At 41.4% G+C, this 25,086-nt stretch carries 19 protein-coding genes and 1 pseudogene (1 of these 20 cut by a window edge); 7 read left to right on the plus strand and 13 right to left on the minus strand.

The genetic code is table 11. The features are described from left to right. The 3 genes in view from FHG67_RS05705 to FHG67_RS05715 are tightly spaced (each overlapping or abutting the next) and all read left to right on the plus strand, a layout consistent with a single transcriptional unit that may run on beyond the window. On the plus strand, positions 1 to 191 hold the end of the coding sequence (locus tag FHG67_RS05705; protein ID WP_004462309.1) for an NUDIX domain-containing protein. The gene continues 274 nt to the left of window position 1, outside the view; the window shows 191 of its 465 coding nt (coding positions 275-465); the start codon falls outside the window, past its left edge; it ends in the stop codon at positions 189 to 191. Continuing rightward, a complete protein-coding gene (gene aroB / locus FHG67_RS05710; RefSeq protein WP_004495661.1) occupies positions 188 to 1,279 on the plus strand; it encodes a 3-dehydroquinate synthase in 1,092 nt (363 codons plus the stop codon). The genes FHG67_RS05705 and aroB overlap by 4 nt, the downstream gene beginning before the upstream one ends. Then, the gene (locus tag FHG67_RS05715) at positions 1,279 to 2,160 is read left to right on the plus strand and encodes a mechanosensitive ion channel domain-containing protein (RefSeq protein WP_002619803.1); all 882 of its coding nucleotides are present in this window, start codon (positions 1,279 to 1,281) and stop codon (positions 2,158 to 2,160) included. The genes aroB and FHG67_RS05715 overlap by 1 nt, the downstream gene beginning before the upstream one ends. Before the next feature lie 20 nt (positions 2,161 to 2,180). Here FHG67_RS05715 and FHG67_RS05720 read toward each other — a convergent pair whose 3' ends face one another. From FHG67_RS05720 to FHG67_RS05735, 4 genes are all read right to left on the minus strand, one after another. Beyond that, positions 2,181 to 3,347, minus strand: a complete 1,167-nt coding sequence (locus FHG67_RS05720) for an iron-containing alcohol dehydrogenase (protein ID WP_004502219.1) — start codon at positions 3,345 to 3,347, stop codon at positions 2,181 to 2,183. A gap of 85 nt (positions 3,348 to 3,432) precedes the next feature. Further along, on the minus strand, positions 3,433 to 3,756 hold the full coding sequence (locus FHG67_RS05725; protein ID WP_002616547.1) for a flagellar biosynthesis anti-sigma factor FlgM: 324 nt from the start codon (positions 3,754 to 3,756) through the stop codon (positions 3,433 to 3,435). Between the two features lie 12 nt (positions 3,757 to 3,768). Further along, a complete protein-coding gene (gene rsmI / locus FHG67_RS05730) occupies positions 3,769 to 4,536 on the minus strand; it encodes a 16S rRNA (cytidine(1402)-2'-O)-methyltransferase (RefSeq protein WP_004500787.1) in 768 nt (255 codons plus the stop codon). After that, positions 4,533 to 5,273 (minus strand): LIC11073 family putative lipoprotein, encoded by a 741-nt coding sequence (locus FHG67_RS05735; protein WP_142499673.1) that lies wholly within the window; start codon positions 5,271 to 5,273, stop codon positions 4,533 to 4,535. Before FHG67_RS05735 ends, rsmI begins: the two co-directional genes overlap by 4 nt. Before the next feature lie 120 nt (positions 5,274 to 5,393). On the opposite strand from FHG67_RS05735, the gene FHG67_RS05745 reads away from it, so the two are divergent. Further along, on the plus strand, positions 5,394 to 6,092 hold the full coding sequence (locus tag FHG67_RS05745) for an LIC_20245 family lipoprotein (protein ID WP_142499674.1): 699 nt from the start codon (positions 5,394 to 5,396) through the stop codon (positions 6,090 to 6,092). Positions 6,093 to 6,707: 615 nt separating this feature from the next. Here the strand turns inward: FHG67_RS05745 and nadE are convergent. Then, positions 6,708 to 8,642: an NAD(+) synthase gene (nadE, locus tag FHG67_RS05750; protein ID WP_142499675.1), complete on the minus strand. Its 1,935-nt coding sequence runs from the start codon at positions 8,640 to 8,642 to the stop codon at positions 6,708 to 6,710. Positions 8,643 to 8,988: 346 nt separating this feature from the next. Between nadE and pyrE the strand changes: the two genes are divergently transcribed. Continuing rightward, entirely contained in the window at positions 8,989 to 9,552 is a 564-nt protein-coding gene (gene pyrE, locus FHG67_RS05760) for an orotate phosphoribosyltransferase (RefSeq protein WP_002616549.1), read from the plus strand. Then, the gene (locus FHG67_RS05765; protein WP_004502244.1) at positions 9,545 to 10,252 is read left to right on the plus strand and encodes a hypothetical protein; all 708 of its coding nucleotides are present in this window, start codon (positions 9,545 to 9,547) and stop codon (positions 10,250 to 10,252) included. Before pyrE ends, FHG67_RS05765 begins: the two co-directional genes overlap by 8 nt. A 144-nt stretch (positions 10,253 to 10,396) precedes the next feature. Here the strand turns inward: FHG67_RS05765 and FHG67_RS05770 are convergent, their stop codons facing one another. From FHG67_RS05770 to FHG67_RS05805, 7 genes are all read right to left on the minus strand, one after another. Further along, positions 10,397 to 11,332, minus strand: a complete 936-nt coding sequence (locus FHG67_RS05770; RefSeq protein ID WP_061219152.1) for a hypothetical protein — start codon at positions 11,330 to 11,332, stop codon at positions 10,397 to 10,399. 77 nt (positions 11,333 to 11,409) lie between these two features. Then, on the minus strand, positions 11,410 to 13,908 hold the full coding sequence (locus FHG67_RS05775; protein ID WP_142499676.1) for an ABC transporter permease: 2,499 nt from the start codon (positions 13,906 to 13,908) through the stop codon (positions 11,410 to 11,412). Positions 13,909 to 13,914: 6 nt separating this feature from the next. Continuing rightward, positions 13,915 to 14,610 (minus strand): ABC transporter ATP-binding protein, encoded by a 696-nt coding sequence (locus FHG67_RS05780; RefSeq protein ID WP_002616524.1) that lies wholly within the window; start codon positions 14,608 to 14,610, stop codon positions 13,915 to 13,917. A 455-nt stretch (positions 14,611 to 15,065) separates the two neighbouring features. Then, a complete protein-coding gene (locus FHG67_RS05785) occupies positions 15,066 to 16,190 on the minus strand; it encodes a SpoIID/LytB domain-containing protein (RefSeq protein WP_016759126.1) in 1,125 nt (374 codons plus the stop codon). A gap of 752 nt (positions 16,191 to 16,942) precedes the next feature. Beyond that, positions 16,943 to 18,307, minus strand: a complete 1,365-nt coding sequence (locus FHG67_RS05790) for a class I SAM-dependent RNA methyltransferase (RefSeq protein ID WP_004500696.1) — start codon at positions 18,305 to 18,307, stop codon at positions 16,943 to 16,945. Between the two features lie 287 nt (positions 18,308 to 18,594). Next, entirely contained in the window at positions 18,595 to 19,857 is a 1,263-nt protein-coding gene (gene srpA, locus FHG67_RS05795; protein WP_232616684.1) for a sigma factor sigX-regulated lipoprotein SrpA, read from the minus strand. Positions 19,858 to 20,566: 709 nt separating this feature from the next. Next, positions 20,567 to 21,661, minus strand: a complete 1,095-nt coding sequence (locus FHG67_RS05805; protein WP_142499677.1) for an LIC10774 family surface protein — start codon at positions 21,659 to 21,661, stop codon at positions 20,567 to 20,569. Positions 21,662 to 22,254: 593 nt separating this feature from the next. Between FHG67_RS05805 and FHG67_RS21655 the strand changes: the two are divergent. After that, a pseudogene (locus FHG67_RS21655) lies at positions 22,255 to 22,358 on the plus strand (IS982 family transposase); the annotation flags it as partial. 177 nt (positions 22,359 to 22,535) lie between these two features. On the opposite strand, the gene FHG67_RS05815 reads toward FHG67_RS21655, so the two are convergent. Beyond that, a complete protein-coding gene (locus tag FHG67_RS05815) occupies positions 22,536 to 24,980 on the minus strand; it encodes an ankyrin repeat domain-containing protein (RefSeq protein ID WP_172616495.1) in 2,445 nt (814 codons plus the stop codon). Positions 24,981 to 25,086 lie beyond the last annotated feature (106 nt).

Raw genomic sequence — 25,086 nt, forward strand, 5'->3', positions numbered from 1 at the left:
TTTCGGTGAACGTCAAAAAAGAAGTTCCTGAACTCAACCTGAACGAAAGGGCGATTACGGGTTTCGGTTATTTTTCTCCGGCGGCGATTCGTGAAATGGATCTTAGGCCCGACATCAAATTCTTCCTTTTGGAAGGAGATTTTAAATCAGCGCCGTTTATCAAAAGCACTTGGGTATCGGAAAAAAAATGAGTCTTATCGAAACAATTCCAGTGAATACGGAACACAAATCCGTTCCGGTTCATCTTCATTCCGATTTTTCCGGTTTGTCGGAAGAGATTGCGAAACTTCCCGGAGTCACTTCCGTTTTTTTAATCACGGAAAGATCGATTCATTCTATCTATTACAAATATCTTGAAAAAGAATTATCCTCTCTCGGAATTTCCGTCAAAGAGATCTATATCAAAGGCGGAGAAAAATCGAAACACATCGATCGAACCGGTCATATTTACAACCGACTCATTGAATACGGGGCGGATCGTAAGTCTTTGATTCTTGCGTTCGGCGGCGGGGTCGTGGGGGATTTTGCGGGTTTTATCGCTTCCACTTATCTGAGAGGAATTCGTTTCGTTCAGATTCCGACGACGCTCCTTGCTTGTGTGGATTCTTCCGTTGGAGGTAAGGTTGCGGTAAACGCCGACTTCGGAAAAAACATGATCGGTTCTTTTTATCAGCCCGAATTCGTGTTCGCTCCTTTGTTCGTTTTGTCTACCTTGCCCGATAGGGAATGGAGGTGCGGTCAGGCAGAAATCATAAAACACTCTCTTCTTTCCGGCGGCGAGTATTGGGAAAAAGTCAAGAAACATTCATTCAAAGATTTGAATGTAAATTCTACGGTCCTTCCTTACTTAATCGCGGAATCGGTTCGTTTTAAGGCGAACGTGGTTTCGAACGACGAAAAGGAAACGGGACTACGAAAAATTCTAAACCTCGGACACACCACCGCTCATGCGATCGAATCCGTCACGAGGTATAAGAAATATTCTCACGGAGAGGCGGTTGCGATCGGTCTTGTAACCGCGCTTTTAATCAGCGAACAAAAATCGGGTCTCGATCCGATCACCATACGAGAAACGATCGAGACTCTGAAAAATTACAAACTTCCGTTTCAGGTCAAATTAAAATCCAAAGAACTCGCCAAACACATGCTTCACGATAAAAAAAACTTGGGCGGTTCGATTCGTTTTGTCCTTTTGGAAAAACCGGGTTTTCCCGTTTTCGATGTTCCCGTGGAATCCAGAGATATCATATTAACAATTCGTAAACAAAAAGGTCTTTGATGTATTTTGTAATCGATTTTTTGAAAAGTATCAACCCATTCCTTCTTTTGAAGGCGAGGGATCGAAGTCTTTCCGAAGAGTTGATTCTGATCGCCTATTTTATTCTTTTTTTGATCCTTTCTTATAAAGTCACCATTATAGTTTTCGATTTTTTCAAACCTACCGTGGACGTAAAGTCTCGTTATAACCGTAGAAAAATGGCCCGAATGTCCTTTGTGGTTTTGGGTCTGATTACTCTTTTACCGGTTGTCTTTTCTGGTCTTTCGTATCTTCCCACTGTGATCGGATTGGCCGGCGCCGGTATCGTTATCTCTCTGAAAGACATCACCCTTAATTTCGTAGGTTGGTTTTTTATTCACGGGAGTAACGGTTTTGAAGTGGGGGATCGTATCGAGATCGAAGGAGTTCGGGGGGATGTCATTAATATCGGGATGAATCGTTTTACGCTGATGGAAATTTCGTCCGATCCTAAGTCCGATCAGTCTACGAATCGCCTTGTTCATTTTCCGAATCATTTTGTGATTCTACGTCAAGTGATCGTTGTGAAAGACAAAATGGATTACGTCTGGGACGAGATGAGAATTAAAATTCCGTACGATTCCGATTTCGAAAAAGCCGAAGAGCTTTTGAACGGTATCATCCGTAACAACGCGATTATCGATCAGAGTGAGATCAATTACACTCTCCAAGAACTTTCTAAAAACTACCTTGTTCGTCTTGGAAAAACATCTCCAATTGTTTATCTTTCTTTGGAAGAAGGAGGAATTCTTTTTTCTCTTCGTTATTTGACTCACATAAGAGGAAGAAGGGATATGAAGACGAAAATTTCCCACCAGATTCTGAAGGAGTTTAAGCAGTTCCCTGGAATTCGGATTTTATAGTTTAAAACTTTGTGCGAGTCTTAAAATGCCGCAACGAGGATCGTTTCGATTTCATTCTTGGGCAGTTCTCTCGGAAGGGAATCCAAAAACGGAAACGAAGCCGCAAGGTTTGCGATCGAGGGAAGATCGATTTTTCTCACCTCGTATTCCGAAAGTCTCTGGGGAATTTTTAGTTCGATAAAAATTTTACGAATCCCCTCCACGGCCTTAATCGCCGCCTCAATCACTGAAATATTGGTGATATCCTCGTCTAAGGCTCTCGCGATCATCACATACTTACCTGCGGAGGAGGTCAGATTGTATTCCATAACGTGAGGAAGTAGAATGGACATGGACTGAAAGATATCTAAGTTTGTAATATTCGCGCTTGCTAATGAAAGAGCGAAACAAAGTCCGAGCGAACTCGAGGATTGAGCGATTCCTGTCAAAAGACTCGCCGCGTAAAGACCGTTTTTATAGTTTAAATTTTTCGGATCCCTGATCGAAGGAATCAGATTTTTTTGTAAAAGTTCGATGGCTCTGAGTGCGGAAGAGATCGTAAGTTCCGTGGAAAACTTGGAAAGGATCGTATCCACGGCCGCGGCCAAAATTCCTACGCCTACTTTGGAAATGTCCGCGGAACTCATAAACGAGGAAATCTTAGGGTCGGCAATGATCAGTTCGGGAAATAAGAACTCGTGAGAGAAATACTTCGTAACCTTTTCGTCTCCGAGAAGAAGCGTCGAGATGGGAGAGCATTCCAAGCCGAAAATGGGATGAGTCGGAATTAAAATCAGAGGAATCGGTTTTTTAAGCTTCGCCTTCTTGTCGTTTATCATGTCTTTCGCGAAGGTGTCGTTTGTGACGAGTAGGGCGATGAGTTTCGCCATGCTGATCGATTCGTAAGAACCGTAACCGATGATACAATCGGCGTTTGCGATCTTCGCGAAATAAGCGGCCGTATCTAATTCTTCCGAGGTGGGCTCTTTGACGATATCGTCATAGAGGATTACTCCGTCGATATGTTTCTCTAAACTCGTTTTGATCATGGAAAGCTCGTCCATATTTTCCAACTCTTGTTGAGTGGAAAATATCACGGTTCTTGAACCGATATTTTTGACGAAGTTACCCACTTTGTACCCGCAATCGGCTTCAAAGTGGATTTTTGGAGGAAATGTGTAATGAACCCAATCAGGGAGTATCGGCATCGTTGTCGTCTCCCGGAGCTAACCTAGCGACTCGGAATATTTCTAATTTAGATAGAGGTAAAAAATCAGTTTATTCGTACGGTTTTTATTGACCCAACATAGTTTCTGAGATTCTATCCGCGATTGTATTCAAAACATCGGAACTCAGATTGTCGTAATCCCCGTTTTTCAACTTTTCCTTAATTTCTTTGAGCTTAACGGAACGATCGCTATCGTCCGGAGTAGAAAGAATTTTGCGAGTTATAGTTTGAATTTCCGTTTGAAGTCGAGCTTCGGATGCTTTTTGTTTGGCGGTATCGGAAATGGAAACGTTATCGAAAGTTTCTTTTGATTCAGCTTTTTTAACCGGAGTCGTTCTTTTCGGTTCGTATCCGCTTCCACCGATCCCACCGATTTTATCGATAGTCATGATTTGTTACCTCTACTGAATTCTATCGGCCGATCTAGAAGAGCCTTTAAGCATTTTTTTCCGATTCGTATTGATTAAAACCACAAATTCACCCTTATGGACAAATTTCTTCGGGTTTTCAGAGAGAAAAGGAGAGAAATATAGGATTTCTTCGTGAATTTTTGTCATTTCCCTACCGACAAGAAATTCGGAATCTGGGAAAATTTCTTTTACCGCATCCAAAGTATCCCCGATTCTATGAACGGATTCGAAAAGCATAACAAGTCCTTCGAATTTTTTCCATTCGGTAAGTTGATTTCTTTTTTTACTTTTCTTTTCGGATAAGAATCCGAGGAACAAAAACGGATTGGCTTGCCAACCGGAGATTCCGAGCAATGCAGTGAGGGCGCTTGCACCCGGAACGGGGGTGATTTTACATCCTGCCTCTCGAACTACTCGAATCAAATGAGAACCTGGATCCGAAACCCCCGGAGTTCCTGCGTCCGAAACGAGTGCGAACGTTTTTCCAACTTTCAATTCTTCTAATATACCGGAGTATGGAGTTTCCGACTGATCTCTATAGAGGGTGGAAGCGGGCGTCGAGATGGAATAAGATCGGAACAGCTTTCTAGAATGCTCCGCATTTTCGCAGAAAATTCGATCCGTATTCTTTAAGATTCTAAGCGCTCGAAAGGTGAGATCTTCTAGATTTCCGATCGGAGTGGAGACTACGTAAAGAGTTCCCGGCTCGAGAGGAATTTCCGCAAATGATTCGGGAGAGGATTCTTCCCCTAAACTCATAGATTGCAGCCCGGAGGAGAAACTCCGGAAGGACAAACGCAGCCAGTCTCTTCCGCGCCTGCGATCGTGCAAGGATTACAAAGTGTTCCGACGGGACAATTTTGTTTTACCACGGTTGTGCAAGAAGCGTTATTGCATTCCGAGGGATTGCAACTGGAACCGACCGGACAGAGATAGGGCCTGGAAGAAGAGCACATCTTCACGGGGGTGGAAGGATTGGAGAAGATTCCGCTGTTCAAAAGGGCCCTCATCGTGAACGTATAAATCTCACACTTAATAAACGGAAATACTCCCGGCGGAGGAATCTGATTGAGGATCCTGTGGGTTTGTAATTTGGAAGAATTTGTAGATGCTTCGGAAGAAAGATGAGGAAAGGAAGGTTGTACACCGTTTTCCAAATACACGTTTCCTGCGGCGAGAGTCTCCGCAACCGAAGGGGCTGTCGTTGTGATGTAGAGATTGTAACCTACGAATTGCGGTTCTGCGTTGGTCACATAATAACGAATTAAAAATTCCGGTTTATAGTTGTTCGGCTCGGACAAAAAATCTACGTCTTTTGAAATAGCGTCCGTGATTCCCTCGTTTACCGCGACGATACTTAAAAATTGAGGAACCCCTACCGGAGAAATAAATATAAAGGGAGATTGCGCCACATCCGTGTTTCTACCACAACCTAAGAAAATCAAAATCAAGGAAAGAATCGGAAGAAACGTTGGACGAAGAATCTGAAAAGCCATTTTTATCTTGCGTAGGATTTGGGTTCTCAAAAATTAGAGACGAATTCCGTTATCCAGGATAGAATTTCCTAGATCGGCGGTCTTACAATCAAAATTTCTCGAATTTCTTCGGAGCATCTAGTGGTTAGCATTCGTAAATTAGTTCTTTATTCTGGGATTTCAATCGTGCTTGTTGTACTCGTTTGGATTCTTTTTTCTTCAGAAGATTTAAGTGAGAAAGAAAAAAAGAGTAAAGAAGCAGATAGTGTTGCGCTTCTATTAGGCGGAGGAGGAAGTTCGTCGTCTTCTTCCGGATCTTCTGGCAGTAAAACGAGCGAATCCATTTTCGATTCTTCCTTTTATAAAGCCGGAAAGGGCGAATACATCGAGGCTGAAAAAGGGGAACAAAAAGAAGCCGATCCGGACGCGGCCGATGCGGATAACCCTATCAATCCTCAAACGAATAAACCCTATACCAATGAGGAGATGGAACGTTTCAGCCAACTTCGGGAACGTTTTCCGAACAATTCCCTCGTTCCGAAAAAGTTAAGCCCCGCGGAAAAGGAAGCGAAAAAGCAGGAAGACAATCAGGTTGCGGAAGCGGCAAGAAATGTTTACGCGAGAACTGCTTCCCCGGCTCAAATCCGTTTGTATTACAATCATATGGAAAAACAAACTCTGGATAGAATGGATATCATCAACTATCTTGTGGATTTGCAAAAAGGTTCCGGAGATGAGGAGACCGAAAAAAAACTACAGAACATACAGGATTCCATCAAAAACCAACTCCAACAGGTTCAAAAGGATAAGGAAAACGCCTTTCAACAAGCCGGGTTATAGAAACCTTTGCCTTTGAGGTTACGGTATGTTGGAAAAAATCTGAAGTATTGAGGGCGCGTTTTCAGCGCTTTCAACCGGCTATTTTTCAATTCTTTAAAATCCGGTTTGGTTCCTGCCGGATATCCTATTTCCATAACGTATGACCATCATCAACCCCACAAGTGCTTGGATTTTAAGATAAATCTGTCGGAATTCCGACAAATCTTCTGTGAAACGATCGGCCTCACCCTGATTTTGGGTGGAGGGTGATGAGCGACCCGTAGGGAGCAAATCATTGAGCCTGGAGGCGGTTGGGAAGACACGGGAGGTTTTTCTCTATCAGAAAATCATACTTTTTGCAAGTAAAAAGTCTCATTCTTGTCGGAACACTTGAAAAATATCAGTTTTGATCCTTATGATCCCAAAAGTCTTCTTAATTGTGGGGTTGGTTATGCGTATGACATCCTACTCATCTCTACATAATAGAGTGTCCAAAATTCCGCGCCTAAACGCGGGATTTGCGCCCAAATTAACGGTACTCTATTTTATATGGATCAGTAATCGTTTAGATTTCTTTGTGACAGACACTACATTATGCAATGGAATAATCGAAACGCGCTAACAGTTTAGAATATTCTAAATTTCTGATTCACTTTCTTCGGAAAGGATCGGAAACCGGAAACTGGATTTAGGGTCTAGTCCGTAATCGTCCAAGTGAAACGAAGGCGGAAGCCTTTCCCGTTTCCACTGATTTCTGTGAAAGAGAGTGATGTATTTTCGCACGGATTCTTCCAATCCTCCGGAGGCTGATTTTTGTATTTCCGGATCTCTCGAAAGAAGTTGAACGATTTCGGAAAAATCGGCGCCTCGTACCGTGAATAACTCTTCGATTTTTTGTAAAAGAGGATAAGGCATTAGATCCTTTTCATCCTCTTGTTTGTCTTTCAGAGGTTTCAGTTCTGCGCTTGGGGGAGAAAATGCAATCTCTTTCACCGAAGGATATGCGGGAAGGACCGAATCCTTTCCTTCGGCGACAAAGCGCAGCCATTTCAAAATAAATTCTTTACTAACTCCGGTAAGAGGGGCGACCGATCCGGAAGAATCTCCGTCCATCGTGGTATAGCCGACGCTTGCTTCGCTTCTGTTTCCGGTGGATAGTAGAAGATGTCCGTTTAAATTTGCGAGCATCCAAACGATCGGAGAGCGGATTCTCGCCTGTATGTTCTGCAGTACTAGATTGTGCTCGTTCCAGTTTAGAGTAATCCCCGTGATCTCTGAAATTTTCTGGGAGATATTTTGAACTTCGGTGTCGATTGTTAGCTCTCCGTGAACGGATTTGACGTCTTCAGCCAATGCTTTTGCAAGAGTTCTAGTCCGGTCCGAATTGTTTACGGTCGCTTGGTAGAGAGTGGAAAGAATGGAGTCTTCTTCTATTCCTTGGGAGCTGAAAAAGTTTTCGCCGAGTTCTTTTTTGGCAATTTTTTTCATGGCGGTCACAAGAAGGGCGCAGGCGGAACTGTCCGCTCCGCCGGAAAGGGAAAGTGTGTAACCCTTTGTTTTGGAGTATATTAGATAATCAAAAAGTCCTAATGCCACCGCTCTTGTGAAATCCAGATACGATTCTTCTTCTTGGGAAATGGAAGGTTCCGGAAGCGGATGATTTATCCTTGGGCTTCTTTTGGGAAATTTAAGACCGAGATGGATCCGATTTTCTCCGAGGGATTCTTTTGGGCTGAAACGGTTTCCGGAAGGACGAAAGTTTTTTGCGCGATCGGCTCTGGAAGTTTCAAAGTCTATTTCACTGGAACAAAGATCGAAATCGCCGAAAAACAGACGTTGCGATTGCGAAATTAACTTTCCGTTTTGAACGATCATCGAACCGCCTTCGAAGATCAACCTTCCGGACTCGTTTCCGCAGAGATTGGAAAATAAATATACGTTCGATTCTCTTCTGGAATTTTCCTGAAAGATTTGTCTGCGAATTCTCTGTTTTCCAAACGCGAAATGAGACGCTCCCGGAGAAAGGATGAGATCGGTTCCGGCTTTTGCGAGCGGAATCGAAGGCTTCTGTAGGACCCAGGAGTCTTCGCAGATTTCCACTCCGAAAGAAAATCGATCGGTTTCAAAAATGAGGGAACCGAAAGGAATTACAGAGCCGTCCGGAGCGGTAAAATTTTTCCGGGTTTCTTCTCCTCTTGTAAACCATCTGTTTTCGTAGTGCACTCCCGTGGAAGCGAGATTGGATTTGGGAACGATTCCCGCCACGACTCCGTCGCAAAGCACGGCCGCACAATTGAATAGATAAGGATTTTGGAATATAGGTAAGCCAACGACTACGATCTTATTTTCGGTAAGAGGGAGAAGTTCGGTCAAAGAATTCCAGGATTTTTTCCAGATTCGGGGAAAGAAAAAAGAATCCTCGCATCCGTAACCTGAAATACAAAGTTCCGGAAATAAGATCAGATCCGAGTTCTTTTCCTGTTCGAGAACTCTTTTGATCTTTTTTAAGTTTCCTGCAAAATCGAATACTCTCGTTTTGAGAGAAACGGACGTAAGTCTCACGGGTTGCATGTTTTACAAGATCCAGGTTGAAATTTGTTTTGAAAGTGTTTTTTTATTGGAACTTATTTTGATAAACGATCTTGTTTATAAGACCTGAAATTTTTTGGAAGTAGGTTAGGGATGATTTGGGTAAAACTCGAGTCCGCATTTTTTTAGTTGAGTAGGTTTTGGAAGAGCCAGATATTTTAGCCAGATGGGGAGGGACGAAAGTGTTTGCAAAGTTGAAAAATACGAAAATTCATGCCGATAGAATCTGTTTTTGAGATGGGCTTTGGATTTTTCCCGAAATTGAAAACGGGTTTTCGGATTCTTTCCTGAAAATTCACTGGTTAAAAACGTGTAAGAAAGAATTTCGATGAAACAGAAACTTTTAGAACTCATTCGGACTCACGCATACCGTTATTCGGAGCAATCTTTTACCCTCGCTTCCGGAAAAAAGTCCAGACATTATTTTAACTGTAAGGAAATTACGCTCGTTCCGGATCGTTTGGAACTTCTCTGTAGATTTATCGTAGAACGGCATTTAGACGAATCTGGAATTTTAAAACCGCAGGCTTTCGGAGGTCTTACAATGGGAGCCGATCCAATCTGTTACGGGATCAGTTTGGAATTTAGAAAACAAGATAAGATCGTATATCCTCTGATTGTTCGCAAATTTTCCAAGGATCACGGAACGAAAAAATTGGTGGAAGGCGCGGTGTACGCGGTGAAAAGCTGCGTGATCGTAGACGACGTAATTACGACTGGGGGATCCACGATCCAGGCGATCCGTAGCATGCGTGATTCTGGAATTGAGGTCACTCAAGGAATCTGCATCTTGGATCGCCAGGAAGGCGGAAAGGATGCGATACTTGCGGAAGGGGTTCAAATGTTTCCTATATTCAAAAAAAGTGATTTTGGGAATTTGGAACATGAGTGAATTTCCGTACGATTTCGATAAATTTCGAAGGAATCTGATTTTTCGTTCGATTTCCGTGGTTCTTTTTTATCTCGTGTTTATTGTTTGGAATTTTCTTAAGGTCCCGGAAGAAAATCGAACCGATTTCGTGAAGATCTTCGGTCTTCTTTCCGTGGTTCTCGGATTTCTGCTTTATCGAAATTTTTCCAGGCAGTTGAAGATTTTAAAAGGAGCCAAAGTGGAATTGACTTCCAATTCCCTGAGGCTCTTCAATTCCAAAGGCCAATCTCTTGAAACGAAACTCAAGTCAATCGTATCGATCGAAAGGGACGTGTTCCGTTCTTACGTTCGTTTTTTGATTGCGACAAAGGATGATCTGATTCCGGTTTTGAATCTTTTAGAACCCGATTTATTTCAATCCGAGCTGGAAAAAAGTTCCGGAAAAAAGACAATCGTCCGAGAAAGCAGACCCGGTTTTTTTCATCCGAAAACTCTTTTGTATTTTATTCCTTCCTTGATTATGTTCGGCGCCGTTTTTTACGAACCCTTTCATTTGAAAATGGAGTCCTTTTATCTGATCGCTAATATAAACGCCCTTCTCGTGGCGGTCTATTTTCCGGAAGATAAGGTAAAGCTTGTGTATTCCGCAAAACGGAGATGGATTTTCCTTTTGGGAGCGCTATTGATAGCCCAGTGTTTGATGTACTTAAAAATTTTATAATATTCGAATAGGCGACTGCACGTAAAGTCCTAAAATCAGGATTCAAGAAGCGCCAACGAAGAATAAAATAACCAATCCCTTTCCGACAGCTTTTTCTAGGATGCTACACTAATTCCTATCCACTGATTCCTAAAACCCTGACATCTAATACGTTTTCGGTTTCGAGACCGCATTTAACTTTCTCTGAGCGAGTCTTCTGAGTTCGATCATTTCTTCCAGATAGGAGGCGAGAACCTTGTCCACGTTGATGTTTTTTTCCATTTTCAAAAGGCTGTCTCGGATCAAACGAAGATTCACTTCATCGGTGACCTTTCCCGATGTGATCAATTTACGAACCGTTTCAAACTCGCATTTTCTGAGATGTACTCTAAGTAAGAACTCGATTGAAAATTTAGAGACCATTCTTCCCCAAGGGCTGTTCGGATTGAGATTGGCCTCTTGAGCCGCCATACGATCTGTAGCTCTTTGGGAAAGAGTCGGCCCGAAAGAATTCGATAAAGGGGGCAATTTAGAGGATTCGTCGAAGATACTTTTTTCTTCCGCAGGGTTATCGCCTTTGGCTGCGAGAATGTTTTCCATAGCCTGAGAGCGAGATCCTTCTTCGAAATCGTTGGGATTGTTGTTCATCATTCGGATGAACTCTTCGAGCATCACGACGATATTGACCATTCTTCCGATCGGAGTGTTGTTCAATTCTCGGATTTTCGGAAAAAGTTCTCTTGTGATTAGAGAAGGGGATTTTTTTTTGTAGTAAGTTGCTTCGTAAAGACGTTCCAATTTTTTTTCTGAATAGTATTTCAAGTCGTTAAGAATTTTGAGATCCGCATAGGCGTACGCGTCCACACCCGGATCACTCATCTTACTCATCTTTTCTTCCGGCAAAACGATTTTAATGACGAATATGATTTTGGCCGCCCGAAGAGCTTCGAGAATGTTTCGAAGATCGTCCGGTTGTCGTGAATAAAGCGACATCATTTCCTTAATGAAGGCGTCCGAAGTCGGAATTTTTTGGTCTTCTCGAAGATTCACTTTTCGGATTTCGGAAGCGATTTGTAACGCTACTTCACTTAATGCGCTCATGAGAATTAAGGCATCCTATCTGAAAGAAGGTTTCGAATCAAGTTGGTTTTCATCCTGAAAAGCGAAAGAAAGCATCTTCATTCTTGACTGATTCGAAAACTCAATTTTTGTAAAGTGTATAACGGAACCGAACAGGAGAGAATCCCTAAAACCGGCGATAGGAGTAGAAAAAAGATCGGCATTTCCGGAGAAACGGTGAATTTTAAGGTCCACCCGAATGCGTTCTTGTTGACGACGTATAGAACTATGGGGGAAAGAAAAGACGCCAGAAGAATCCCAAAACAGATGGAGACGATTGTGATGAATACACTTTCGGTCAGCAAAATTTTTCCGAGTTGTCCAAGGTCGGCCCCCAGATATTTGAGAATTCCCAAAGTGTTTTTTTTCGAAATGAGATTATGAAACAAAGAGGAAATCAAAGAAAGCATGGCGATGATGAAGGCGGTCGTTTTTAGGGTTTCTAAGACTCCGAAAACTCTATCCACTCCTTTCGTATAAAGCTCTCGTAATTCTTTTACGTTTAATAATTTTAGGAAGGAATTTTGCGCTAAAATTTTAGAGATCGATTCTTCCGATTGTCTTTGGTCTGCGTCTTTTTTTAAAAAGATCTTAATCGAATTGTATCCGTTAAGTCCGAAGAACTTTTCGTAGTTTCGAATATCCATCATGATCGTTCCACGCTCTGAAAAAAAATGTTCCTTAATGCCTCGAACCTTGAATTCCTTTTTTCCGAATTTCGTCTCGATCAGGATCGAGTCTCCTACGTTGAAATTTTGCAGATAGGCCATATTGGAGGAGATTAGAATTTCGTTTTCCGCTTCTATTAGGCGTTCCGGAGAATCCTCGCGGTCGTGCGTTGAGAACGTATATGCGTGAATCGTAAAGTTCCCCCGATCCGTTTCGACTCTCGTATTCACACAAAAACCGTCGAGGGATTTCACTTCCGGAATTTGAGAAAGTTCGTTTAACAAATGGATGGGAACTCCTCCTTGGATTCCCGCCGCTAAGTTTGCCGTATTGATGATCGTAAACTCGGCGGGAAATTCTGCTTCGACCCAATCGTTCAAGGATCTTCGATAGCTGTCCGCTAAAATCGAAAGGCAGACCACAAGGGAAGTGGCGAGCATCAGAGTCGCGGATGTGAGCGTATTTCGCAGCGTTTGGTTTTTCATTTCCTCCAAACCCACTTTCATAAAAACAAAAGACCGATCTGATCTTTCTAAGAGTTTAAAGAAGAATATCACAAAAATTTTAAATATCCAAGGAAAACAAAGAGTAAAACCGACTACGATTCCGCCAATTCCCAGGAGTCCGAAGATCGGAAATTTCCAGCGAAACGGAAAGAACGCAATACAAGTAAAGACGAAGAGAAGTAAAAGTCCGATCGATAATAGGCGGAATTCGTTCGTTCGGTACGTTCCCGAAGAGGATTCTCTCAAAATGGAAACCGGAGAAATTTTTCCCGCTCTAAAAGACGGAACCGCGGCGGATAAAAAGGATCCGACGATTCCGATTCCTAATCCCAGTAGCCAAGTGGAAATAGGAACGGTATTGTAGGTTTTAAGATAGGAAAGATCCACAGAGGTCGCTTCAGGGCTAAAAAAATCAAGTTTCGAAAAAAGAAAACCAAGTCCCAGTCCTATCGAACTTCCTAAAATTCCCAAAAACAAAGCCTGGGATATAAAGAGGGAAAAGGTGTGTCCCGCACTCAGTCCCATCGTTTTCAAGATTCCTAATTCTTTTTCACGGCTGACGTATAAACCGGACATCGTGTTAGAAACCATAAAGAGTGCGATTATAAGGGAAATGAAAGAGATCACCAAAAAATTGAGCTGAAAGGAGCGTAACGCGTTTCCAGATTTTTCCCGGATGTCTTCCACTGTTTCGACTCTGTAATCCGGACCTAATTTGTGTTCAAGAATCCGTTTTTGTTCCGATCGGAACTCGTCCGGTTGGATTAAAAGAAAACTAACGTTCCCCGCCGTCTCGAATCTTTCCATTGCGGATTCTATGTCTTCCATAAGAATACTTCCGCCTTCCGTATCAAATACAATCAACTCTGTAACGGAAAAGTTTTTCGAGTTCGTGCGTATGTCGACTTTAGAAGCTCCGATCTTTTGGGAAAGAGAGCGACTGATAAAAACGGAGGAAAATGTATCTCTTGTGTTTTGTGTACCGGAATTTTGGGTTTCTGGTTTGTAAAAAAACTCGTCGGATTCTTTTAAAAAATCCAAGCCGATAAATACGCCTCGAATCGAATTATTTAAGACGACTTCCTTTTGAAACCGAGGGGCGATTTTTACGATCCAGTTGAGGGAAGGGTCTTTTGATAGATCGTGGATAAGAGAGACCGGAAGGTTTTGATCTCCTAAGGAAGAGGAAATTTTGATCTTATATTTTCCTTGGAAGTATCCCATTGCGAAGTCGGTTAGGCTTTTTTCCGCCTTCATTCCGTTTGCGCCGGTCGAGATGAAAAGTCCTACACCCAAGGATATTCCGGCTAACGCAAAAAATGCGCCGAGTTTATGGCTTCGAAAGTATTCGAATAAGAATAGTGTATAAATCCGAAAAGACACGAGGTTTTAATCCGCCAGAGTTCCGTCCGTCATCTTCAAACGAAATTCCCCTAAAGAGCCTAACTTTTGATCGTGGGTTACGATAAAAAGCGTGAACCCGTGTTGTTTTTGCAGGTCTATGAGAAGTTGTATTACATTTTCCGCGTTTTTCGTGTCTAAGTTCCCGGTGGGTTCATCCGCAAGAACGAGAGAAGGTCGTTTGCAGAGGGCTCTTGCGATTGCCACTCTTTGTTGTTCTCCTCCGGAAAGTTCGTCCGGTTTGTGAGATTTTCTCGAAGAAAGTCCCACTTTTTCAAGCGCTTCTTCCGCCGTGTTTCGGGCCTGTTTCTTTCCGATTCCGGAAATATAAAGAGGAACGGCCACATTTTCAAGAGCGTTTAAGTACGGAAGTAAATGAAAAAATTGAAATACGATTCCGGTTTCCTCTCTTCTGTATTTTGTCAGCTCTTTTTCGTTCATCAAATGTAAAGACTTTCCGTTTACAAAAACCTCTCCGAAATCCGGTTTGTCTATGCCGGAAAGTATATTCAAAAAAGTTGATTTACCGGAACCCGAAGGCCCCATGAGCGTGATGACGGAAGAACTTGGAATATCCAACTCCAATCCTTTGAGGACTTCCGTTTGAAGTTTTCCGCTTTGATACGACTTGCGGAGATTTGAAATCCGGATTCTTTTGGGATCCGCTGTGTTAGGTCTTGTCATTTCTTTGAGAGAACAGTAGAATTCGGAATGAAATTTGTGGAAAGTGAAAAATCTCTTAAAAACCTAACTTTAGATTTTCACGGACGATTTACACAAAAGATTTACGATAGCTTCAGACAGACTCCAAATCAATAGAGTCGTTGAAAAATTCCATAGTGGAATTAAAAAAGTTGCTCTAACGATCTCTATAAAACAGAGTACCGTTCATTTGATTGTAAATCCCACGTTTAGACGCAGAATTTTAGACACTCTATTATGTAGAGATAAGCAATCGCAATTTCAATGAAACGGATGGAGAATTAATTTTTCAACAACTCTAATATCGATTTTTTTCAATCAATACAGATTTTTGTCTAAAATTCGCGAAACAAATTTGTCAAGCTTGCAACCTATAGTTTTGGACAATTGTAATACGAATTCAAAAATAAGAATATTCCAAGTTTAATAGATTCGTTTTAACGAGTAATTCTTGCGAGATCGGTTCCGGGGTAGTAGTGTCTCAAAATTTCAATATAGTTATAATTTTCTTTCGCCATTCCGAAACTTCCCCATTGGCTTAGACCTACGCCGTGACCAGAACCCATTCCTTTGATAAGGAAGCCGTTTCCTTCTTTTTGAATTCCGAAACGCAAAGAGCGAACCGGAGCGCCGAGAGTTTGCCTAAAATCTTTACCTCGGATTCTGGAAGAACCGTCCGTTCCGCTGAGCTCTATAAGATCGACTCTTCCGGACGCTGTTCTGGATAAAACCTGAATCGATTTAATTTCGCCGAGTTTTAAGTTCGAAAATTTAGAATTGATGAGTTCTTGAGAGATCGTTTCTTTCCAATAAAAATTGTCTCCGGCGCTGTCGAACTCGGAAGCCACGACGGAAAGATAGGGAACTTTTTTACCTCCCCAAATATTTTCGGGAGTTTCTGTTTTTCCGCCGCTATTGGAATGGAAGAAGGCCTGAATCGGATTCTCCTCGAAGACGGCCATTACTCCGGTTGTATCTTGAACTGCTTTCGTAGTCAATGGATGTTCCTTTTCAAGACCTCCGTATACTTGGGAATTTGTCGTGGCTTCCACGTCGTAAAAAGCATTCTTTTTATTTAATATTTCACGAACGGCGTAAGTTCTTGCGCAGATTGCCTGGGCCTTTAACGCTTCCATCGGCCAGCTATAAGGAACTTCGGAGGGAACAACCGCCAAGAGGTATTCTTCCAAAGGAAGCACGTTAACCACAAGAGTGGGACCTTGGTTTTGGGGGATCAGATGAATTGCTCCTCGCACTTTGATAGATTTATACCCAAGGCTCATGTTTTGGCTTACAAAACGAATCGGAGCTTTTAAACGTGAAGCGTCCAAAGAAATAATGTCGATTCCTTTTTTAATCAAAAGATCGTTTGCATCATAGACGGAAATGATTCCCTCTCCTCTAATCTGGAGATCGCCTTCGGCTTTTCCAAGGAGCACTCTGATTTCGTGAACCGAACGACTTTTATAAGGAGGGGTCCAAGGACGGATAATGACGGTGCTACAACCCACTTGAAAAAGAATGATTGTGAGAATGAAAAACAAGGTTAATTTTTTGATCATAAAAAGTATCCCGGAGATACGTCTGTCTCTCCTCTTGAATATCGATGAAAAGCCGAAATCTCTATAGGCATTTTTGAGTTTTACGGGAAGTTGAAAAGGGCTTTTGACTAAGAAACGTAAGACCGACTTTTTTGAAAATGGGCGTATACAATGGTAATTGAAGAAAGGGCAAAATAGGAAACTTTTAACGTTAATTATAATCGTTTGCGTTCATTTGAGTCGGGACTGAAAGTTTTGGATGGATCCGTAAACTCTGAAAATTTCAACGGATCATCCACTGAAAAATTCCGACTGTTCTGAGGTTTTGTAAGTTGAAATTCGGTGATTGTGGACGCAAAAAAAGTTACGATAAGTGATCCGTCTCTTATCGTGGAAAGAGTTTTAACCTAAAATTACGTTTCGATCGAAATTACTACTCGGACGCATGAGTAGAATACTATGATAAACTTATTTCGAAAATTAGAATATTCCTCTAAAAAATCGGGAATTCCCGATTTGACTTAATTTTTGAAAACCGCCGCACTTTTGCAAATCGACCGCTTATTTTTGAGTATTATTTTCATGCGTCCGAATAATGTAAGGAGAAATAAAAATATACTCAATAATTTAAGAATATACTAAAAATATAATTATATGAAGCGTTCGTTGAGTTCCGGATGATCGATTTTTGAGAGCTGGAAATTTGTACAACATTCGCGAGGAACGAAAGAGGAAATATGGATCTTATGTCGATAGGTCTGAATTCAACCGGATCAAATGGGTGGGTTTTTGGAACTCAGGAGCGCGACGGACTCCAGGTGAGGGGTTTGGGGATACGGGTCCGCGATGAGAATTTTTTCTATCTGAAAGAAGTCCTTCAATTTCCAGAGATCTTCTTTTTGGGAGGTTGGATTGCAGGAAACGTAAAAAAAAGAGGAAATTTTCGAATTCTTCAATGCTTCCGTAACGAATTCGCCGAGTCCGGCACGCGGAGGATCTGCGATTAGAATGTTCTTTTCCCGAGATTGAAGCAATCCGTTCAGTTGGGAAGAGGACTTTTTTGAGAAAAGATCTTCTCTCAAATAGGAGAATTCGATTTCCGGAAAATCGAAAGACATTTGTTTGCGGGCGATTTCCAAAGAACTTTCGATGGAGTCGATTCCGGTAATTTTCCTAAATTTATGGGCGAAAATTCTACTAAAAAAACCGGAACCACAAAATAAATCGATGAGATGATCGGATGATTTTGGAATTTCTTTTTCGATGAAATCCAAAATCGGTTGAAACCCTTCCGGATTGGGTTGAAAAAAAGAGTCGAAGGGAACTCGAAATTCTTTTCCGGAAATGAATTCCAGATAAGATTCTTTTCCTCTGAGAACTTTTACTTCTCCGGTCGCTGAAATTTCCCCTTTTCTTCGATTGAAACAAAATAAAATGTGGTCCGCTTTCAGATATTTTAAACAGACTTTCGCGAATTTTTCCTCTCCGTCTGAATTTTTAAATTCTTCTACAAAAGTTAAAATAGTCATCAATTCGGATGAGTTTTTTGCCTTTCGAAGGGTAAGATACTTTAGAAATCCTGAATCCGATTTTCGATTATATGGAAGATCGGGAAATTCGGAGATCAGATTTCGGAATCTTTTCAATTCCGCATTTGATTCTTCGCTTTGGATAAAACAGGATTCTAAATCGACAATATGCCTAAAGGAACCCGCTTTTCTTTGTCCTATAACAGGTCCGGGAAATACTGCAAAGTCCATTCGATTTCTATAATGAAGTTTTTTTAGGGCCGGATATAAGATAGGTTCTGTTCCGAAGTCCTTTTTATAACTTTCCAAAAGAGCCGAGGTTTTATAATGGAATTGTTCTTCATAGGGAATGTGTTGTGCGGAACAGCCTCCGCATCTCGTAAATGCGGGACAAGGAGGCAACGAGGTTCTTGGAGTCTGAAAAATTAAATCCGGTTTGACGAAAGGCTTACGGCGTTTCTTTTTGAAAAAAGTGACGTGATAAATGTCTCCGGGTAGGGAATAAGGGATCTCGACCCGGGTATTATTTACGATACTAACTCCGCGGAGCTTGGAATTCACAAATTCAACCGTACTTTTATGAGTGAAATTTGCGTCTTTATCGGACATTATCGACCAGTCTATCGATTTGGCATGTGTGGGTAAACTTTAGTTCGTCTTGAAAGCTGATTCTCTTATAAAAAACTTTCGGATAAGATATTGCCTCCTCTAAAATCTATATGATAGATGTTGTTAGCAGAAAATACGGGTATTTTCTGCTAACAACCGATTGGTCTATTCAAGAACTTTTTAGTTGTTTGAAAAGTTTATTCGACGGTAATATATGCGATTTTTAGGTTTAAAACCTCCGAATTTTATGGAGTTGTATCGTCTTTATGAGAATCGACAAAGACCTTTCATTTCATCTCGCTAAGGATCGTAGGTAAATGAAAGATCAAATTTTTTCGGGTGCTTGTGACCAGATTGTCTTCTCCGCTCGTAGCATTCGGTCTGTCGGCAACGTTGAGTTGGGGAGAAAATACGTTATCTGCCGCATTCGAATCCCAAAAGAGAGCGTTGTCTATCGAAACGTTAAACAACAGATCTCCCTTTTTTTTGGAAGAATCCTTTACAAAAGAATCCAGATTTACAATCAATATGTACGGATCTTTCACGTCCAAATTGTTGACGGAAGGGGGGACTTTGAATTTAAGTTTTTGTGCGTTGGAATTCCATGGGACACTGGCAATCGAAGGCGGATTGAGGGTGCGGTCGGGTTTTGTGAAAGCATTATAATCATCCGAACCTCCTCCAAGCTGCAGTATGCCACCCGAACTAGAATCGATCGCTAATTCACCCATTTTACAAACTCCTCCCATTTCTTCAGGTTTTAATAGTTTGGAAAAGATAAAACTTGGAGAATTGATAAAGGAAACGGGACAGTCCTTACTAAAAAGTTTAGGGCTTACATCACCTCTTCCGACGGTATCGATCGGGGCAGAATTGGAAGTCGGATTGTTTAGCACCAGATCCACGTAACGGTATGTGTTTTCAGGGACGTCTTTCGGATCAAAGTAATAGGTAAAATCCCTTGCGATGATTCCCACTCGATCGTAGTCCTGTTTCTCTTCAGCCGGAATGGGAGAGATCGGTAGAAAAGCGGAACTCGAAGAAGTGCCTTCGGTTTGCAATCCGATTGGCATAAAACCGGTTTCACATACTTTAGAACCGGGAACTGGAGCTCCGGGCGCTTTGAACATTACAAAATTTGCATTTTCTAATGTTTCTTTTCCCTTTTCCGGCCCTCCTTTGGCAACCGATTTGTAAGCGAGAACTTGGCAGATACCGATAGAAACTGCCGCCGGTGTGATGAAATGATCGTTGAATCCGTCTCCCGCACCGTCTCCATAGTTTTGCGGGTTATCTCCGGCGAGATCGGTTAAAAATCCAGACGTCTGGGAACCTACTTTGAATTGAGAGGAACCGGCTTGGATGCGGGCCGCCGCGAGCGCACCCGTATTGGAAATACGAAACTCTGCCTTTCCACCCGAGTTGAGTAAGATTGCGGCTAACAACAAATCGTCCTTATTTGCGTTGTGATTCTTGCAACTTACAAACAAACTGATCGTGACAAACGCGATCAATTTGATTTCGCACAATTTATTTTTGTTTTGTTTCATCATATAAAAACCTCTAATAAAACTACGAAATCGAACGAAAAAGTGTGCCAGGTTTTGGTGAGAAATCGGAAAATTTTCTGAGAATCCCCCATACGATTCCGAGTTCAAATTGAAATTGATTTACGGCGCCTTCTTTCAAATTTCCCAAAACGTATCGAGCGATCTAAATTGCGCCCTAAACGGCATTTTATCGAACGACTCGTACATGAATCCAAATCGACCACGAAAGAAACTAAAGCCGCATTTCGTTCTTTCCTATGTATTTTGTGTCAAGTCCTCCCCTGTTTTTTTACATAAGACGCATGAAGATTGTACCAAAAATTAACGGGTGATTTTTGCAAAGATATAGAAATTCTCACAAAATTGCGCGGAATCCAGAATTGTTTTTTTGAAGAAGATCTAACATTCTAAATTTTGAAACAAACTTATTACAGTATTCTTTTCATGCGTCCGAGTAGTAACAAATCATTTACACATTCGAGATGACACCGTCGGACTTGGCTCATCCTGTCTTTTCAATCAATTGTCTCAACGATATTGTCCGAAATCATACTGTTTCGCATAACGTGTATTTCTTCAGAAACTCTATTGTCTTTTATGTATAACCTTTTGTTCCTACAAATATTCTTACTGAAATTCCTCGGATCGATTTTATATGTTTAAAACGATCCCACCGCTTTCTTACGTTCGAAAGCGGTGGGAATGAATGTTACGGATTACAAGGCGAGGTCGCGAAGCTCATGCCCGAAGTAAAAATGGAAGAATTGGAAGACCTTAATATATCCGAATCTTCGCCTGTCGTCGTTACAGTAGGCGGAATATGATCCCAACGATTGTTCTTAGCATACAAAGTGACCGTATTCAAAAGCGATATGGATAAATCATGATACGTATTGCAGGAAATGGTATTGTTTCCCACGCTTCCAGTGCTTCCTCCTCCCAAGTCCACGTTGGTATTGTCGGTATTAGTGGCGATGTTGACTCCCACTATATTTCGAGAAATCAAATTATTTTCTACTTTGATCACCGTGCTTGAGAAATTATTTTGGATCCCATAATAATTTGAGGTGATGGTATTGCCGGAGATAGTATTTCCAGCTCCAGTTTGATTGGAAGCCATGATATAAACCCCCATTCCTCCGGAGGTTCCTGTCACTGTGTTGTTTCGAACTGTGATTCCGGAAATAATGCCGGAAGGATCTCCAGCAACTTGAACAGCCGAAATATGAAGGCCACCGCTAAAGTAAGGCTTCGGATTCGTGATCGTAAATCCGGCAACTGTATTGTTGTTTCCTAAAATCAAAGTAGCCTGATCGTCTAATCCTGGGATAACCGTTCCCGTTCCCAAAATCAAAGTAGGTCCTGCATTGCGAATGACTCCGGTGCCCGTATAACCGGAATTTCCTTCTTTTCCTTTGTTTTCTATACCTTTACCGGATTCATTTCCGATTAAATTTATACCCGCAGGTATCCTTATGGGAAACGTTTCTCCCAGTGCTTCGTCGTAGGTTCCGGGTGCCACATAGATCGTTTTCCCAGGCTGCGAAACCGCATACGTAATGGTTTTGTAAGGAGCGAGTGACGTTCCGGGGTTGGAATTCTTTCCCGAAAGAGCATCCACGTAATGAACGTTGGGTACTATTAGAGTTGCTAAGGATCTCTGAGGATTTGCCGCGATATCTAACAGTGATTTGTCGGAAATTCCCAAAAGAAGGAGCGAAGAGTTTTCGTTCCCGTCGTTTGCTCCCGCACATCCCGCAAATAACAGAAAAGTTGCCAGGCACATTGAAAAGATTTGTTTCATTTTATTTTCCTTAAGATTCCCATTCTTTATAGTGAATCTTTGTCTTCATTGCAACACGCGGATGTTTTTATTTTGAACAAAAATGGAATTTATAAAAAAAATATCGCAACTCTTTACAAATTGAAGGCGTTAAAGTAAGAATTTCGCAGGAATGAGAGCCTGATTCTCTCGAGTAACGTTAGGATCGTTTTCAATACGATACAATCTCTAAAACTAAAGATCGCATTATAATCCCAAAGGGTTAATTAGAAGTCGAATTAAAATGTATCAGAATCGATTGCGAACGGAGTTGTTGAAAATTCCATCGTTCGCATGATGGAATAGAAATCGATCCAAGATGAATTTCGATGTTTGTCGTGGAAAAAATCTCTAAAAGCCTTTAATTTTTAATGTTTTCCAAAATAGAGTTGTTGAAAAATTACTAATGAATACATTTAACAATGAATAGGCGAAGATCTCAAAGTTTTGGGGCTAAAACAAAAACGAGACGTTTAAAATTTCCACTGATCTCTATAAAATGGGAATACCGTTCATTCGAGCACAAATCCCACGTTTAGATGCAGAATTTTGAACACTCTATTATGTAGGGATGAGTAAGAAAAAGAGTTATCATTGAGTCCGTAAATAAAAATATCTGCCAAATTCAACATACGAGAGACACCGGAATTTTTTCAATTGGCCCATTCGCTTAACGTGAGTTCATTTTTAAGAAAATGAGAAAGGATTTTCTAAAAGTAAGAGTTCCTACTTTTAGAATTTGTTCGTAAAATCGCGATTTGTCGTAGTTTCCACATTTTAAGAATAGGTTTACAAAGTTCAAATTCCAACTTCCTGCGGAAAAAAGGAATCATGGATTTTTTATGCCGAACTCACGTTATTTATATAGATACGATTCTTCCTGTAGTTCCGGAAAAACGGACTCTAATTTTAAGTATTTGATTTTTTCGTTTACTTCTTTTGTGAAACCGTGATTGTCTCTACACGAGTAATCTAGAATATTCTGAGATTTTAATAAAGACTTTATATTTTTCAAATCGGAGTTCAGGATTTTTTCAATCGCGCAGCTGGATCCGACTGAAGGTTCCTCTAAAGAACGAACTTTGAGAGAAAATCCTTTTTTCAGTAAAAAAGGTAAAAGCCAACGATTTTTTTTCGCTTCGGCTTCTACGTCATCATAAGGCTTCAAAATGCCGATCGTATCAAATACGGGAGATCTTCTCAAAGAGTTGTATTCTTCCAAAAGATACGAGAGAAGCTCCGGATCTCCTTTTGCCAGTTTTAATTCTTCCATATCGATGACCGCTCCCAGATCGAGTAGTTTTTGGATTTTGTTTTTATCCTTTGCTACGATCGCTTTTTGGAGCGGGAGTTTTCGCGGATCCTCCGCACCGAAGGAGAGAAGCAGTTCCTCTAAATGTTTCAGTCCGTATTTTCTTGCTGCGTCCAATGGGGTCGTATAGTCGTCCCAATGATGTGGCCAAACGTAACAATTGGGGCTCGCTCCCATTTTGAGAAGGATAGAGATTCTTCTTAGACTTTGTTCTCGAATTTTCGGATCTTTAGACTGATCTTCCGTTGGGATCTCCCGGCAAAGAGGAGAATATCGGATCCAATCGTCTCTTCCAGGGTTTGCCTGAATCGACTGGGGCAGTTGATATAACTTTTGTTCCTCTTTTTCGTTTTCGCAAGAAGGGAAAGAACTCAAATATCTCGGGAAGTTTCGGATGGAGTTCCAAAAGAATGATTGAGAGGATAATTTCTCAAGCAAATCTGTTCTGCATTCTAGGAAAGCGTCCTCGCTTCCGCTGCGAACGTCGAGCTTCATAAAACTATGATCAGCGTACCAAAATTGCGTGATGCTATTTCCTTTTTGAATCGAACGAAGCCAAAGATCGGATAACTTCGGGTCGTTGCGAATGTCACTCATCGACAAAAAAGCCCAAAAACCCGCAGGAGGTTCCGGGAATCGATTCAATAAAAGATTCTTTAGGTTTTTGTCTTCTTCAAAATCAAAGATTGTTGTCCAAAGATACAATTCCAACCATTCCAAAACCGGAAGTTTGGGTAAGGAAAGAAAGGACACGAGAACCTGACGGATTGTAGCATTGTTGATTTTGGGATCGGGATCCTCATCCATATGCTTTGGTCTGAAAGACAATAAGACAATCGAATGAAAAGCGGCGCTTGGGTTTTTCTGATTGATGTCTAAAATCATACGATTGATCTTTCGAATTCGATCCGGATCTTTTTTGTTTTTGTCGACTTCCCGATTCAGTTTGAAGTATTGAAGAGGCGTGACTCCAAAGCGATTGGGTTTGTTTAGGTCGATTTTGTTTGTCTTACAGTATTTTAAAAAGAATTCTTGGAGATCATAATCATAGTAGCTGTCCGGTGGGTCTGAACCCAACAATAGCAAAAGTGGCGTTTGTCCGTCTTTATACTCTCGATACAAAGGAGTCCCTTTTCGAATCAAATACAATGCGATCTCTTTGTATATGTCTTTATGCAATCCATAATCCATGCCGTATGCCGCGATTTCTTGCTGCGAACCTAAAAGATAGTATAACGCATCCCTTCCATGTTTATCTACGGAGGAAACGGAAACGTTCTTTTCCATGAAGAATCGAATTGCGTCTATGTTTGTATATTTGATCGCATGCATCAAAGGAGTCACTCCGCTAACGGTGGGAGATTCGATCGTAGATCCGGAGTCTACTAAGAATTGTAGAAATTCTCGATCGCATCTCGCTACCGCCGTATAAATCGGCAACAATCCTTTTTTTGTAGGTCGATTGAAATCCACTCCCGCGTCTTTTAATAATTTTAAGATAGGAAGAGAACAAAGATCAGCCGCTAATACCGCAGGGCTGATTCCCGATTTTGTTTCTAAATACGGATCCGCTTTGGCGTCTAACAAAACCGATACGGACTCTAAACTCAGTCCGTAGACTGCGGTGATGAGAGGGGTTTCTCCTCGATCGTCGGAAAGGTTCGGATCGGCGCCTTGACTCAAAAGGAATCGTACAAAAGATACGTCGTTGTGAAAGGCAACTTTGTGAAGTGGAGTTTCCCCTAAAAAGTATTGTCTTGGATCTCTTGCATGAACGGATGCTCCTTGCTTCAGAGCTTTTTGTGCGAGCCGAAGATTGCCGCTAATCGCTGCTGAAAGAATCTTTCGATCCGCTTTGGAGATGGATTTTCCGAAAACTGCTGAGGAAAATAATATGATTAAGATTGAAAGTAGGAGGCGTTGGTTTGGAAAAGTTTTTTTAAAACGTTTCTTAAGATTTTTTGAATGACGGATAAAAAATAAAAACATTCAATTTCTTCTTAATGTATCGTCAGATTTATAAAAAACGTAAGTTAAAAAGAGGCCGGATTAATTTGCTATTCAAATCGTAGAGGAGCGCAATTCGACAAAGAAC

Source organism: Leptospira weilii, assembly GCF_006874765.1.
GTDB lineage: Bacteria > Spirochaetota > Leptospiria > Leptospirales > Leptospiraceae > Leptospira > Leptospira weilii.